At 71.7% G+C, this 12,952-nt stretch carries 15 protein-coding genes and 1 pseudogene; 3 read left to right on the top strand and 13 right to left on the bottom strand.

From position 1 onward, the window contains the following. Window positions 1-639, bottom strand: a pseudogene (locus tag AKI01S_RS32425) (asparagine synthase); the annotation flags it as partial. 23 nt (window positions 640-662) lie between these two features. Then, window positions 663-770, bottom strand: coding sequence for a keywimysin-related RiPP (locus tag AKI01S_RS51080; RefSeq protein ID WP_157420307.1), 108 nt, complete (start codon window positions 768-770; stop codon window positions 663-665). A gap of 1,136 nt (window positions 771-1,906) precedes the next feature. On the opposite strand from AKI01S_RS51080, the gene AKI01S_RS32420 reads away from it, so the two are divergent. Continuing rightward, window positions 1,907-2,341 carry a nuclear transport factor 2 family protein gene (locus AKI01S_RS32420; RefSeq protein WP_067826231.1) on the top strand — a complete coding sequence of 145 codons (435 nt, stop codon included), beginning with the start codon at window positions 1,907-1,909 and terminating at the stop codon, window positions 2,339-2,341. 27 nt (window positions 2,342-2,368) lie between these two features. Here AKI01S_RS32420 and AKI01S_RS54390 read toward each other — a convergent pair whose 3' ends face one another. The 3 genes from AKI01S_RS54390 to AKI01S_RS32410 form a co-directional block, all read right to left on the bottom strand. Then, the gene (locus tag AKI01S_RS54390) at window positions 2,369-2,497 is read right to left on the bottom strand and encodes a hypothetical protein (RefSeq protein ID WP_281186164.1); all 129 of its coding nucleotides are present in this window, start codon (window positions 2,495-2,497) and stop codon (window positions 2,369-2,371) included. Between the two features lie 140 nt (window positions 2,498-2,637). Then, entirely contained in the window at window positions 2,638-3,396 is a 759-nt protein-coding gene (locus AKI01S_RS32415; RefSeq protein WP_067826229.1) for a hypothetical protein, read from the bottom strand. After that, window positions 3,393-4,022 carry an RNA polymerase sigma factor gene (locus AKI01S_RS32410; protein ID WP_067826227.1) on the bottom strand — a complete coding sequence of 210 codons (630 nt, stop codon included), beginning with the start codon at window positions 4,020-4,022 and terminating at the stop codon, window positions 3,393-3,395. The genes AKI01S_RS32415 and AKI01S_RS32410 overlap by 4 nt, the downstream gene beginning before the upstream one ends. A 221-nt stretch (window positions 4,023-4,243) precedes the next feature. Here AKI01S_RS32410 and AKI01S_RS52955 point away from each other — a divergent pair, with 221 nt between their 5' ends. Together AKI01S_RS52955 and AKI01S_RS51070 are read left to right on the top strand one after the other, a co-directional pair. Then, complete coding sequence (locus tag AKI01S_RS52955; protein WP_067826225.1) at window positions 4,244-4,732, top strand: hypothetical protein; 489 nt, start codon at window positions 4,244-4,246, stop codon at window positions 4,730-4,732. Between the two features lie 186 nt (window positions 4,733-4,918). Continuing rightward, window positions 4,919-5,092: a hypothetical protein gene (locus AKI01S_RS51070; RefSeq protein ID WP_157420306.1), complete on the top strand. Its 174-nt coding sequence runs from the start codon at window positions 4,919-4,921 to the stop codon at window positions 5,090-5,092. On the opposite strand, the gene AKI01S_RS32400 is transcribed toward AKI01S_RS51070, so the two are convergent. The 8 genes from AKI01S_RS32400 to AKI01S_RS32365 form a co-directional block, all read right to left on the bottom strand. Further along, complete coding sequence (locus tag AKI01S_RS32400) at window positions 5,074-5,895, bottom strand: hypothetical protein (protein WP_067826223.1); 822 nt, start codon at window positions 5,893-5,895, stop codon at window positions 5,074-5,076. The genes AKI01S_RS51070 and AKI01S_RS32400 overlap by 19 nt on opposite strands. Before the next feature lie 107 nt (window positions 5,896-6,002). Next, on the bottom strand, window positions 6,003-8,096 hold the full coding sequence (locus AKI01S_RS32395; RefSeq protein ID WP_157420305.1) for a hypothetical protein: 2,094 nt from the start codon (window positions 8,094-8,096) through the stop codon (window positions 6,003-6,005). Between the two features lie 82 nt (window positions 8,097-8,178). Continuing rightward, window positions 8,179-8,820, bottom strand: coding sequence for a hypothetical protein (locus AKI01S_RS32390; RefSeq protein WP_067826219.1), 642 nt, complete (start codon window positions 8,818-8,820; stop codon window positions 8,179-8,181). Window positions 8,821-9,364: 544 nt separating this feature from the next. Next, the gene (locus AKI01S_RS51065) at window positions 9,365-9,895 is read right to left on the bottom strand and encodes a hypothetical protein (protein ID WP_157420304.1); all 531 of its coding nucleotides are present in this window, start codon (window positions 9,893-9,895) and stop codon (window positions 9,365-9,367) included. A 13-nt stretch (window positions 9,896-9,908) separates the two neighbouring features. Continuing rightward, window positions 9,909-10,559 (bottom strand): hypothetical protein, encoded by a 651-nt coding sequence (locus AKI01S_RS32380; RefSeq protein WP_218009902.1) that lies wholly within the window; start codon window positions 10,557-10,559, stop codon window positions 9,909-9,911. A gap of 19 nt (window positions 10,560-10,578) precedes the next feature. After that, on the bottom strand, window positions 10,579-11,157 hold the full coding sequence (locus AKI01S_RS32375; protein ID WP_067826216.1) for a hypothetical protein: 579 nt from the start codon (window positions 11,155-11,157) through the stop codon (window positions 10,579-10,581). Next, window positions 11,154-11,705, bottom strand: a complete 552-nt coding sequence (locus AKI01S_RS32370) for a hypothetical protein (RefSeq protein WP_067826215.1) — start codon at window positions 11,703-11,705, stop codon at window positions 11,154-11,156. The genes AKI01S_RS32375 and AKI01S_RS32370 overlap by 4 nt, the downstream gene beginning before the upstream one ends. Beyond that, window positions 11,702-12,952 (bottom strand): MCE family protein, encoded by a 1,251-nt coding sequence (locus AKI01S_RS32365; RefSeq protein ID WP_067826214.1) that lies wholly within the window; start codon window positions 12,950-12,952, stop codon window positions 11,702-11,704. Before AKI01S_RS32365 ends, AKI01S_RS32370 begins: the two co-directional genes overlap by 4 nt.

The raw sequence follows: 12,952 nt of genomic DNA, 5'->3' as shown, positions 1-12,952 counted from the left end.
GTCGGCCAGCGGCCGGTCCGGCCGGGGCGGCGCCCACCAGCGGCCGGTGCGGGCCGTCCGGCCGTCGGCGTCGACGGTGAGGTGGTGGCCGGGTTCGACGCCGTGGACGCCGCGCCACACCGGCGCGACGCCGACCGGGTGCGGCACCGGCCACAGCAGCCGGGCGGCGAGCCGGGTCTCGTCGAGGTCGGCCCCGGCCAGCTCCGCCAGGACGTCGGCACGGTCGGCCGCGACCGTGACGCCGTCCACGCGGGCGTGGAAGACCAGCCGCAGCCCCGAGGCGCTGCCCTGCACGCGCAGCCGGCCTCCGAGCGCCGCCACCAGGTGGAAGGAGCCGGGCAGCGAACGGGCCAGCCGGGACAGGTCCGACAGGCCGGTCAGGCGGGCGGCCCGCCGGGTGAGGCGGTCGGGATCGACCGCGCACTGCCCCACCACCGCCAGGCTGACGTCCCCGGCGCGGACCGCGGTGACCTCGCCGTCGGCCCAGGAGCCGACCAGCCAGGGACGGCCCGAGGGGTACGGAACGGTGCGCGGGGTCGGCGCGTCCAGTCGCCGGGCCACGGCGAGCGCGGCCTCGCGGTCGGGAAGGACCGCGAAGAACGTCTCGCCGTGGCCCGGCCTCTCGCTGTGATCAGCCATCAGAGGTGATCAGTTCCCGGTCGTCAGTTCTTCGACAGGATGAGCCGGTCGTTGCCGGAGAAGCGCAGCAGGCCGGTGCGCTTCCGGAAGGAGCCGGCCGCCGTCAGGGACGGGGTCTCGTACCGCTTCATCGTGACGTCCTTTCTCGGGTTCCTGCGATGTGTGGGCAATGGTTCGGGATCCCTTTCCGGCGCCGCCCACGAACGAATCGTTACCCGCCCGAAAGAGCATTACCACCCCCTTCGGTTTTGTGCACCATTTGAAACACGACAAATGTTCGCATCCTACTTTAAAAGTGTTACAAACCACCCGATAACTCTGCGGATCACTGACCCGTTCCGCCATGCCACATCCACTTCGAGGTGACAAACGACTCGCCATGCCGCAACCCCTCACCGCCCGAAACCCGGGCGATGGAGAAAGGGAGATCCGGCCGACGAATCCCCCGTGAACGATCGCGATCAGGAAATGGTCCACAGGTGGACTCCCCAAAAATCCCGTGGAGGGAACCAAGCGCGGCGGCGTCCCGCTGAATGGGTTTCGGTCGACGTCCCCCGCGTTTACATTCCCACCTGACAGGTGTCCGGTCGGCACTCACCGCACGCGGGAGCGGACGGGCCGACCGTCCAGCTCAGCGCCCCACGAGTGGCGATCACGGGTGTCGGCTCCGCCGCCCCTCCAAGGTCACCCACAGACCCGGAGTCGCCCTTATCGCCACCCTCGCCCTCTTTCAAAGAAAGGCACCATGGGACTGATCGGAGATTATTGGCAGGGCCGGGAAATCTTCTCCCGAGTCCAGATCGGCCACCCTTGCCGGTGGCATCTCAAGAGCGCCGAGCGCCTGCGGGCCTTGAGGCCAAGGCGCCGCGCCACCAGAAGGGCCGTCTGCTTCATTTCCGGTGCGGCGGCGAGCAACATCGCCGGGGAGCGACGGCCACCCCTCGCCCGGGACCATTCGGCAACAGCGTGTCGCGCCGGATCCGAGCCAAAAACGTTCCCCATAAGCACGTCATGCCAGAGCGGGGAAACGATGACGAGAAGTGCGCTCGATCTCTTTGAGAAGTACCGCCGAGGCGCGAGGCCGCATCGCGGCCCGGCTCGGGGTACCCCGCCTCGCGCGGCCAGGCGGCCCCGGCCGCCGGCGGCATGATCGGACCCGGCGAACGTTGGGGCCGCCATCAATTATCGCTCCACCCCTACCGGTCCGGCCGGGGCGGTGTTAACGTTGGCGCATCCAATGTTGGCAACCCCAACGAAATGAGGAGCCATGACCGAGCCGACCCCGCTGACGGACCGCGCCGAGATCACCGACCTGCTGACCCGCATGAACCGCTGGCTGGACGACCACCGGTTCAGCTGGCGGGACGACCGCCGCTACGCCGGCGTCGACCGCTTCTACACCCCCGACGTCGTCCTGCGCAGCCCGCGCGGCGCGGCACACGGCCTCACCGAACTGGTCGACTACCTGCGCCGCGTCAGCGACGACGCCGACCACAGCCAGCACGTGACCTCCGACGTGCTCATCGACCTGGACGGGGACAAGGCGGAGGTCACCGCCTACGGCGTCGTGTACTCCCACCGCCCCGACGACGGCCTGGTCCGCACCGCCGGCCTGCGCGCGGCCTACACCACCGTGCGCACCCCCGACGGCTGGCGCCTGTCCGGAATCGAGATGCCCCCCCTGTGGCGCAGCGCCGCCTGAGGCGGCGCCACGGGCGTCGGCGTTCGCTCAGCAGCGGGCGTCGAAGCGTCGGCGCAGCGGCTCGTGGTCGTGTCCGGGCAGGATCTCCGGAAGAACGCTGAGCATCCGCTCCAGGCCCGCGACGGTGTGGGGGTTCACCTCGCGCCGCAGGTTCACGTCGCGAAGGGGTACTGCCGTCCGTGGGCGCCCACGGACGGCAGTACCCCTTCGAGGTAACCGGCGTAGCCGACGTCCAGCCGTTCGAGCCGGTGCTCACCGGCGTCGAAATACCAGATCTCCGCGTCCGCCCCGGCCCGTCAGCGGTCGTTCGCGAAGGCGACGTAACCGCCGTTGCTGTCCATGCCGATCACCGCGTCGCCCCCCTTTCCGATCTTCGGGGCGGGCGGCGGAGGCGACTGCGGCGGCGCCGGCCGGTAACGGCACGGAACGACCCGTCCGGTGACCAGGAAGGTGCCGGTGGAGGTCGCGGAACCGACGCGCCGGCGGTTCTGGTCGAACGCGCCGCCGGTGGTCAGCGTCCAGACCATGAACTGGCCCGGCTTGAACCGGCCCGGATTGATCGTCATCTGCCAGCCTCCGTCCGGCCGCGGCAGGTCCCTCGGCAGGGTGTAGAGACCGCCCGGCATCTCGTACACGTTGGGCGGCAGGGTCACCGTCCTGGCATGGGGCTGCGGGCACACCTGGCCCTCCGGGATAGAGAACACGACCGCCGGGACGCCCAGCGAGCGCAGCTCGCGCGAGAGCGCGTCGGCGTTCCGCGAGTTCAGGATCTCTTCGGTGACCTTGACGGTGACCAGGCCGGACGCGTCCCGGGTCACCGCGTAGGCGGGCTGGGCGCCCCCCGGCCAGGCCAGCACCCCGGCGGCGGTCGCGCACGTCACCCCGGCGGCGGCCCACACCGACCGCCGACGGGCCCGCCCCTGGCGGCGCGGCGGCCGGACCGCCGACGCGCGCGCGTCCCGTTCCGTCCTGGCGACGACCGCCGCGGTCAGCTCGGCAAGCCGTCGTTCCTGGTAACCCGCGAGCGGGGTGTCGTCGGTGGAGGTGCTGCTCATGGGGAGACTCCCTTCATCACGGGGGACGGCAGGTCGGTGGTCGGCCGGGCGGGTTCCTCCCGGCCCTGCGGGGTGGCGTCCTTCAGCCGCTTCCGGGCCCGGTGCAGCCGGACCCGGGCGGTGCCGTCGCGGACGCCCAGCGCCGCGGCCGCCTCGGCCAGCGTCAGGCCGTCCAGGTCGACGAGCTCGACGACACCGCGCAGCCGCCGCGGCAGCACGGCCAGCCGCGCGTGGAGCGTCCGGGCCGCCCGCTCGGCGTCGATCTGCTCCTCCAACCGGGCGATGTCGTCACCGTCCAGATGGCGGCGGCCGCCCGCCCGCCGCGCCTTGTCGAGCTCACCGGCGTGGCGCCGCCACTCGGCGGCCACCACGTTCCGGGCGATGCCCAGCAGCCACGCCCGCGGGCTCCCCCGGCCGGTCCGGTACCGCTCGGCCGCGTCGATCGCGGCCAGGAACACCTCGGTGGTCAGATCGTCGACCGTGTGCGGGTCGGCGACCCGGCGCGCCACGAAGCGGGTCACGTCCGCGACGTACCGCCGGTAGAACACCTCCAGCGCCGCCGGATCGCGCCCGATCGCGGTGACATCCTCCGGATCCGCGTCCGGGGACGGCTTCGTCTCTCCCATCCAGTGGCCTCCCGCCCTGTGCTGTTTGCACTTCTTGGCACGGGCGGCTCCGCGCGTTACATCACAGGGTCCCACCGGCCGGGATGGTGCCTGGAGGCCAGTCGCGGTGGTCGGAGATGGCCCCGTGGGCTCTGGTCCGGCGTCCGCCGCGGGAGCCAGACTCCTCGGCGGTGCGGTCGCCGGCCGCACGCTCCCCGGCCCTTCGAGAAGAGAACACCCTCATGCGTCGAACGCTCACCCTCTCCGCCGCCGGCCTGTTCGCCGCGGCGTCGCTCGCCACCGCCGCCCCGGCCCAGGCCGCGGCCCCCGTCCCGGCCCAGGCCGCGACCCCGGTCCCGGCCCCGGTCTCGGCCGCGGCCGACGGCTGGACCAAGTGGAAGAGCGGCAAGATCAAGAAGCCGGTCCGCGGTGCCGCCGTCAAGTGGCGGTACCGCACGCGCTGGGAGATGGGCGAGAAGCAGCTCCAGATCCGCTACGAGCTCACCGACACCGCGAGCGACAAGCGCCACCCCGTCGCGATCGTCACCTGGAAGACCTGGGAGGGCGTCGAGAACTCCTTCAACATCAGCGGGGCCCACAAGAAGACGAAGGTCTACTGGTGGAAGGGGACGCCCCGGTCGATCAAGGTCAGGGCGTGCGTGAAGGGCACCGTCTGGGGCTCCACGTGCGACAAGAAGGACACCCCGGTCTACGACCGCAAGTGGAAGTAGCCGGCGTCCCGTCACGCCGCACGTGACGGGAGCCCGGTCGGGACATGGGGGCGATCAGGCGGAACGCCCCGGGAGCGGATCGGGAGCGGATCGGGGTGGGCCGTGCCCGCGGGGTGGTCCTTCGCGAGCACGGCCCGGCTCAGGAGCCCGCGCCCCCGGCCCCCCGGCGCGCCTCGACTCCGCCCGGTGGACCTCGAGGGTCACGGTGTCCGTCCCCGCCGGGGACGGCGGGCCGGGCGCGCGGCGGCGCGGCCGCGCGGCCCCGGCGCCGTGACCGGTCCTTCCGAGGGAGGAACGGGCCGCGCCCGCGAGGGCGAGGCGCGGCCCGTGACGGCGGTGTCCTACGGCAGCCTGGTGTAGGGCATCTGGCCGATGTACTCGTTGAAGACCATCTGGCTCTGGCCCGCCGCGGCGGGCACCCCGGCCTGGCCGTTCACGATGTGGTTGACCAGGCCCACGTTGAGGGCGCAGCCCTTGGCGCCCGGCACCGCGAAGGTGTTGTCCACGTGCGTCGCCGAACGGATCACGAACGGGTCCCGCTGGATGATCGTCGGCGTCTTGCCGGTGATCGGCGGGGTCGGCGCCGGCGGGGCGGTCGTGCCGGTCGTCAGGTTCAGCACGATCGGGTTGGTGCTGTTGCCGATCAGGCAGGCGCCGCCCAGGAACGGGTTGGTCAGGCGGATCTGGAGGCCCAGCTTGATCGGGAACCCGAGCCCGGTCGGCTGGTCGAAGACGCCCGCGTACTCGGGCTTGGCGTACACGGCCGTCAGGATCGGGTCGCCGAAGATGCCGGGCCGCACCACCATCTTCTCGGAGTGCATCTTGCCGAAGATGGCCGTGTAGGTGTCGGTCTCGGGGTCGAGCGCGTTGGCGAAGGTCATCCGGACCGGCGAGGTGAGCTGCTGGTCGAACTTGCCGAGCTTGAACTGACCGCTGGTCACCACGACCTCGAAGCAGGTCGAGCCGAGTCTGGCGTACTTGGTGGGCAGCGTCGGACAGTCCTTGAAGTCGAACGCCGGCACCGGATCGGCGGCCCGCTGCGCGGGCGCGGCGGGTTTCGCCGGGGCGGCCTGCGCGGCGGTGGCGCCCGTCAGCGCCAGGGCGACCCCTGCCGCGGGTACGAGGGTTCGCGCGGCCCATCCGGCCTGGGAGAGTTTCTTCACGGTTTTCCCTTTCAGCTCACTGTTCACGTTTCCGGCGGAGACGTGACATCTGGACAGAGAATCCGGCTCATCCCCGCGTGAGGCTCGGACGAAGGTGACATCCACCGCTAGGGGCTGGTGATCTTCTGCGGCGGGCTCATTTCGAGGTCCCCGCTCGTGGCCGGCAGGTAGTCCTCCGGGCCGAAGCCCGGAACTCCGGAAGGGCAGTCGGTCTTCGGGGTGATGCCGACGTTCCCGGAGCCGGCGAAGACGACGCCCTTGATGTCCTTCGGCGCACTCGCGAGATAGCTGCCGAAGACCTCCATCGGGCGCTCGGTCTCGGTGTCCTCGAAGTTGGGCTCGTTGCCGAACCGCAGTTCGCAGCGCCTGCCGTCGACGGTCGCGACGGCGCTGATGACGAGCCCGCCGAACCGGACGGACATCGTCCCGTCGGTCATGACGTTGTTGACGCTGACGTTGACGGTCGAGTCCGAGGAGACCTTCACGGGGGTCTCCCCCGAAGGGGTCGTCAGCTTGCAGCCCTGGAAGCTCGCCCCCTTCGCCGTGGCGAAGAAGAAGCGCTGCTGCCAGCGTCCCGCCTTGAAGGTGGGCCTCAGGCTCCAGGAGTCACACGTGATGCTGCTGGTCATGTCGGCCGAGGAGATGGCGAACGACTTCGCGGTGATGGCCACCCTGCCGCCGGGGCTGATGGTCAGGGTCTGCGGCTCGTCCGCCTCGCCGCACAGCTGCGGGTTCCGGGCGCTGCACCACCGTCCGGTCTCCAGGCGCACCTGGTTGCCGCTCCCGGAGATGCTGGCGGTGAGCAGCGGGCTGAGGTCCTCTCCCACGCCGCATCCGGTGAAGTCGGGGACCGTGACCTCTCCGGTGAAGGTGCTTCCCGAGGTGATGAAGACCCGGCCCGTCCTGACGTTGCCCAGGAAGGAGTAGATCTTCAGCGGTGTCGGTCCCGTTCCGCATCTCGGGCCGAGCGGGAGCCGTACGCCGTTGACGTCCACGCCACCGACGCGCATGGCGACGTAGGACCTGCCCCACGCCTCGTCGTCGCGTGGGCTTCCGATCTGGCCGTTGGTGGCCACCGCGTTACGGAGGTTGCCGGTGACGGGGTACGGGCGCCCGTTCGCGTCCCGGCCCGGTGGCCGGACCTGCTCCACGTGGGCGACCGCCCGGGTGGGCATGAACCCGAAGCCGAGCATCGAGGCGGTGGAGGGGACCGCGTGGGTCGTGAAGTAGCTGTACTGCTCCGAGTAGTTGACGGACCGCTCGGGGTCGGCGTTCCGCACCCCCTTGACGCCGCGCCTGAGCAGGGTCTGCGCGCCGATGGGGGTGGCGGCGCCCAGCTTCCGGACGTTGGCGAACCCCGCCGCCCTGATGCAGTACGGAAGGTTGCGCGGCGCGTCGAACGTCTCCCACCTGCCCGGCGGAGGAGGCGGCTTCCTGAACACCTCCCGCAGGTACGGGTGCTCGTTGAGCGCGTGGTCCGGGTCCGTCCCGGGGGCGGGGATCTCCCGGCAGTCCACGTTGGTCGCGGGGGTCGTGTTCTCATCGGCCCGCGGGGAACGGCGTGGCGACGGGGCCGCGTCCGCGCGGACGTGGATCCGGCCGAGCGTCGCGGGCTTCTCCGGGGCGCAGCGGATCGCCTGGCGCCGGCCCGCCGTCCCGCCGTCGGTGAGGGAGAGGACCAGCTCGCCCGCGGCCAGCGTCACCGTCCCCGGAGAGTCCGGGACGAGCGACGGGGCCTTCACCTTTCCGGTCATCTTCACCGGCCGCCGCTCCCGCTCGTCCCCCTCCGGGAGGACCCGGTCGCCCGAGACGGGGAAGGGCGGCCAGGACAGGTCGGCGGAGCGCGCGCCCTGCACGACGCTCACGCCGAGAAGGGCGGTTCCGGAGACCGGAACGCCCACGGCGCCCGCGGGGGGGTCACCCGCCGTCTCCCCCAGGAAGTCCCGCACCGCGTCGCCGGGAATCGTGAGCGCCACCGCCACGTCGCCGATCCTGATCTGCTGGCCGGTCCGGCCGGGCCCCACCTTCGCCGCCGCCACCTCGACGCCGATCCGGTGCGTGCCGACCGAGGTGATGCACAGGTACGGCACGTCCGCCCCGATGTCCGCGAGAGCGGGCGGGATACCGGCGGTCAGGCCGGCGAGGGTCACGCTTCCGGTGACCACCGCCGTCCAACCGGCGCGGCGAGGCGTCCATCGCATATCAGTCGTTTCCTTTACGGCCGTGGGGACCGCCCCGCGCGGGAGCGGGGCGGTCCGGGTCAGGGGGTGGGTCCCCCGCGGGTCACGGGCTGGTGACGGTGAGGATCGGGCTGATCTTGTACTTGCCGGACAGCGTGATCGGGTCGCCGGCGTTGATCAGGGTGGGGTCGCAGTCGGCGTCCACGGTGGCGACCCGCAGGTTGCCGCCGCTCACCGAGAGCACGCCGGTGGAGTTGGTGTAGGTGCCGCTGATCGTGCCGGGGCCGCCGCTGGGCCCGGTGATGGTGGCGTCACATTCGTCGCTGCCGTGGATCGTGGCCTTGACGCCGGTGAGCGTGCCGGTGGTCACGCCCGCCGAGTAGCTGGTGCCGTTGAACTTCCACGGCAGACCGGTCGCGGTCACCTGCACGACGATGCCGGCGGGGCCGCTGCACCAGCCGTTCGGGTTGGTCGGCGTGGAGAACGCGACGCTGTTGAGTGAGGCCAGGCCCGTCCCGGACAGGCCGGTCCCGTTCACGGCCGTGCCCGAGGCGGTCGACTTGGAGCAGTTGACGGTCGCCCCGGTGGCCGTGTCCTTGGCGATGAGGCTGGTGGTGTTGGTGCCGGTGATGCTGGTGCCGCCGCTGACGGTCCAGGTGGCGGCCCAGGCGGGGGTGCTGGTGACGCCGAGCGCGACGACGGTGGCGGCACCGGCGGTGAGGACGTTACGGGTCAGCTTTCGCATGTCAGTTCTGTTTCCCTTCCCGGGGTGGTTTCTGTGTCTAGTAGGGACACTGACCGTGCGATTCGAGCAGGGGCGACTCCTCCGAAGTCTGGGGGTGTGACGGGACCTCGCCGAAAGCGTCCCAACGGGTTCTTCCGGCTCCAGGACCACCCTGTCCCGTCGTGTCGTCTAGACGGACGATATGCTGTCGGTCACACCAGATCAATGGTGTGGACCGGGCAATTTCCGCCATTTTTCAAGCATGCTCGTTTTTGTCATTCGATTAGCCTTTGATCTTCGCTCGACTGTCATCGGAAGACAAATGCCGGCCGCCCCTTGTCATGGATCACCACCATGCCGAAGGCTGGTCACCGCCCGTTTCGGTGAAACCTCGCACCCGCCTGTCACGGAGAGCTCGTCGCCCGGGTTCAGCAGCGTCGGGATGCAATCCTCCGCCCCCGCCGACCGTCGCCGGACACCAGTCGTTCGCGGCGACGGCCACACCGATCAGTGCGTGGTCGGGAACGGGCTCCGGGTCGGCTTGCGCATTCTCGGGACTTTCCGTTCACTGTGCGTTTCCGAGGGTGTCGATTTCGGTGATCTTCCATTTGCCGTCGACGAGGATCGCGTCCACCGCGAAGACGGCCGCCGAATACGCGGTCTTTCCCTTGTCGGTGCGGGTGTTGCGCTGGTCGGCGAAGACCAGGAGGCGGGCCCGGTCCTTGGACAGGGTCTTCACGGCCGACTCGGTGACCGTGGTGGTGAGGATCTGCCTCTGCTGCGGCGCCTGCTGCCGGACCAGGGCGAACATCTGGTTGTACTGCTGGACCGCCTTGCCGGTCAGCAGCTCCTGGGCGGCCTTCTCGGTCTTGGCCACATCGGCGTAGTTGTAGGAGAACGCCGTGTTCACCGCGTTGGTGATCTGGCCCTTGACCTCGCTGGTGCGGGCGTTGTCGCTGAGCGCGCCGTTCCGCGCCGACGGGCTGCCGGTCAGGTCGCTCGCCCGCGCCGCCGACCAGGCCGCCGTTCCGCCGAGGGCGACGGTCAGGGCTCCGAGGAACGCCACCAGACGCATGCGGGTGATCTTCTTTTTCATCGTCGTCCCCCGTTCAGCCCGTCGCCCCGGAGGGGGCCTGGCCCAGCGACGACAGCTTCCAGCCCGCCGCGGTGCGGGTGAGCTGTCCGGTCAGGCGGCGGGTCTGGATCGCGGGCCTGCCGTCGGCGGCGGTGATGGTGATCCGGACGGCGACGGCCACGCTCGCCTTGCCCGCGTGGGCGTCCAGCTCGGTGAGGCCCGATTCGAGGATCTTGGCGGTGCTCGTCGTCCTCGCCTTCTCCACGTCCTGCTTGAGGCGGTCGCGGCCCTGCACGATCTGGTCGTAGAGATCGGCGGTCGTCGAGTCCTGCCAGATCTTCAGCCCGGCGTCGGCGTTGCGATGGTCCAGGGTGTTGAGGTTGACGACCGCCTGCTCGGCGGCGCGCAGCGCCTCGTCGCGCTGGCGGGCGAACGCGAGCCCGTCGTCGCGGGAGGCCGCGTGGTACGACCAGCCGAACCAGGCCGCCGCGACCGCGGCGGCCGCGGCCAGCGCGACGGCCACCCTGACCAGGGGATCCTTGCGGAGGGGCGGGCTCGTGGGCCGGTCCTTGGGCGGCTCCTCTGGCTTGGCCCCGGGTTCCTTCCCGGCGGGCCGCTCGGTGTCCTTCGCCTCCGGCTCCGAGGTCTCCGGTTCGGACTTCTCGGCGGTCTTGGTATCGCTCACCTGGGTTCCATCCTTGTCGTCAGGCGGCCCGGAGGTCGCTGATCCGCCAGCCGTCGTCGTCGCGTGCGGTCACGACGAGCTGGGCGGCGACCGGCGGTCCGGTCGGCCGGCCCGCGCGGGTGGCCGTCTGGTCGAGGAACACGATCAGGACCGCGGCGCCGTCGGCGGTCCGCCGGACGATCCCGGCCCGCGTCACCTTGGTGGTCAGCGACAGCCGCTGGGTCGGCGCGCTCTGCCTGACCTGGCCGAACAGCGTCCGGTACTGGGCGGCCGCGGTGCCGGTCAGGACGCGGGACGCCGCACGTTCGGTCGCGGCCGGGTCGCCGTGGCTGTAGGTGAAGATCTGGGCGATCGAGGCGGAGAGCTCCCTGATCAGCTCGGCGTCGCCGGACCTGTCGACGAGGGCCCGGTTGACGGCCGGTGAGCCCGCCTCGCGGCGCTCGGCCCACCCGCCGACGGCCAGGCCGGTGAGGGCGAGGGCGGCGGCGAGGGCCAGCGGCCACAGCAGGAGCAGCCACCTCCGCCACAGCGGGGGGCGCGGGGCCTTCTTCGGGACGCGGACGCGGGGCGTCCGCCTGCCGTGCTCGGTCACGCTCACGGGACGCTCCCCCCGGTCGCCGGGCCCGCCGGGTTGAGGGCGGTCAGGGTGTTGACCTTCCAGCCGCCCGCGACGCGCCGCATCTCGACCTGGTAGCGCTTGCGCTGCTCGCTCTCGGGCGTGGCGGCGCCGGGCTCCCCGATCCGGACGCGCACGGAGGCGATGACCGTCGCGGTGCCCGCCCTCGTGTTCAGGTCGGTGACGGCCAGGGCCGTCACCTGCCCGCGCGCGGGGCTGTCCTGCTTGGCGAACCTGGCCCGCGCCGTCGTCATGTCGCGTTGCAGCACCTCCCGGAACGGGCCGGTGGCCTCCTCCATCCACTGGCCCATGTCCAGGTCGGCGCGCTTGGGGTCGATGCTGTTGAACATCGTCATCTGCCGGACGGCCGTGCGCGCCAGCTCGTCGCGTTCGGCGGCCAGGTCGTGGTCGGCGCCCCGGCCCGACTGGGCCAGCGACCAGCAGGAGAACGCCAGGTGGGCGGCGGCCGGGACGCACAGTGCGAACCCCAGCGGGCGCAGCCAGCGGACCGACCAGAGGTTGCCGATCATCGGGCACCGCCCAGGCCGAGCAGGCCGCGCAGGTCCGTGGCGGCCGGTTGGCCGAGGACCGGCAGGCCGGCGGCCCCCAGCAGCTCGCGGACCCGGGGATCGTCGCGGAGCGTGCCGGGCCGCGCCGGGGCCGGGACACCGCCGCGCGGGGCGTTGGCCGCGCCGCGCACGTTGATCCCGGTGCCGGGGGCCTCGGTGCAGCGCGCGTCGGCGTTGAGGCCCCGGGCGGGTGAGGTGTCCAGGCCGTTGCGGTACGGGGTGCGGCCGTAGCCGCGGGTGCAGGGCTGCGGGTTGAAGAACGTGTTGACCAGGCCGAGCCGCAGCCGCCCGTCCTGGACGATCGCCGGGCCGATCGCGGCGGCCTGCGGCAGGTTGGCGAACAGGTCCCCCAGCCCGTCGAGGCGCGCGTCGGTGAGGCGGGCGACGGTGATCAGGTTGGCCAGCAGCTCCGGCAGTCCCGGGTCGAGCTCGCGGATCAGGTCGCGGACCTCGCGGGCGGTCCCCGGACCGTCCGCGATGATCTTCCGGATGTCGCCGTCGGCCGAGCGCAGCGTCCGCGCCAGCAGCCTGGAGTTGGCGGCGAACGCCTTGAACGAGCCCATCTCCTCGTTCTGCGTCCGCAGCACGACCGTGCCGTTGTGGATGAGGCTCCGGGTCTCGGGGAAGCTCGCGTCGGACGCCGCCACGAACCGGCTGCTGGTGTCCAGGAGCGTCTGCAGGTGCGGTCCCTGCCCGGCGAAGGCCTGGCCCAGCTCGTCGACGAGCGTGCGCAGGTCGTTCAGCGGCAGCGAGGCGGCCAGGTCGTTGACGCTCTTGAGGGTCACGTGGACCGGCTGCGGGATCGTGGTCGCGCTGCGCGGGATCTGGGAGCCGTGCTCCAGGTAGGGCCGGGAGTCGGACGCGGGCCGCAGGTCCACGTACTGCTCGCCGACCGCCGAGCGGTTGGCGACGACCGCCTGGAGCGCGCTCGGGATGCGCGGCGCGTCGTCCTCGATCCGCAGTTCGGCCCGGACGCCGTCGCGGGTGAGGTCGAGCCGGCCGACCTTGCCGACCGTGACGCCCCGGTAGGAGACGGCCGAGCCCTGGAACAGGCCGCCGGTCGCGGGCAGGTCGAGGCGGACCACGTAGTGGCCGCGCATGCCGACGTAGCGGCCGAGGTCGGCGTAGGCGGACCCGAGGTAGCCGAGCACGGCGACCGCGAGGACCACGAACACGACGATCCTGGTGCGGATCGCGAAGGTCAGCAT

Source organism: Actinomadura kijaniata NBRC 14229 (assembly GCF_001552175.1).
Lineage (GTDB): Bacteria > Actinomycetota > Actinomycetes > Streptosporangiales > Streptosporangiaceae > Spirillospora > Spirillospora kijaniata.
Note: the sequence above shows the minus strand (reverse complement) of the source record. Positions and strands in the feature narration are given on the sequence as shown.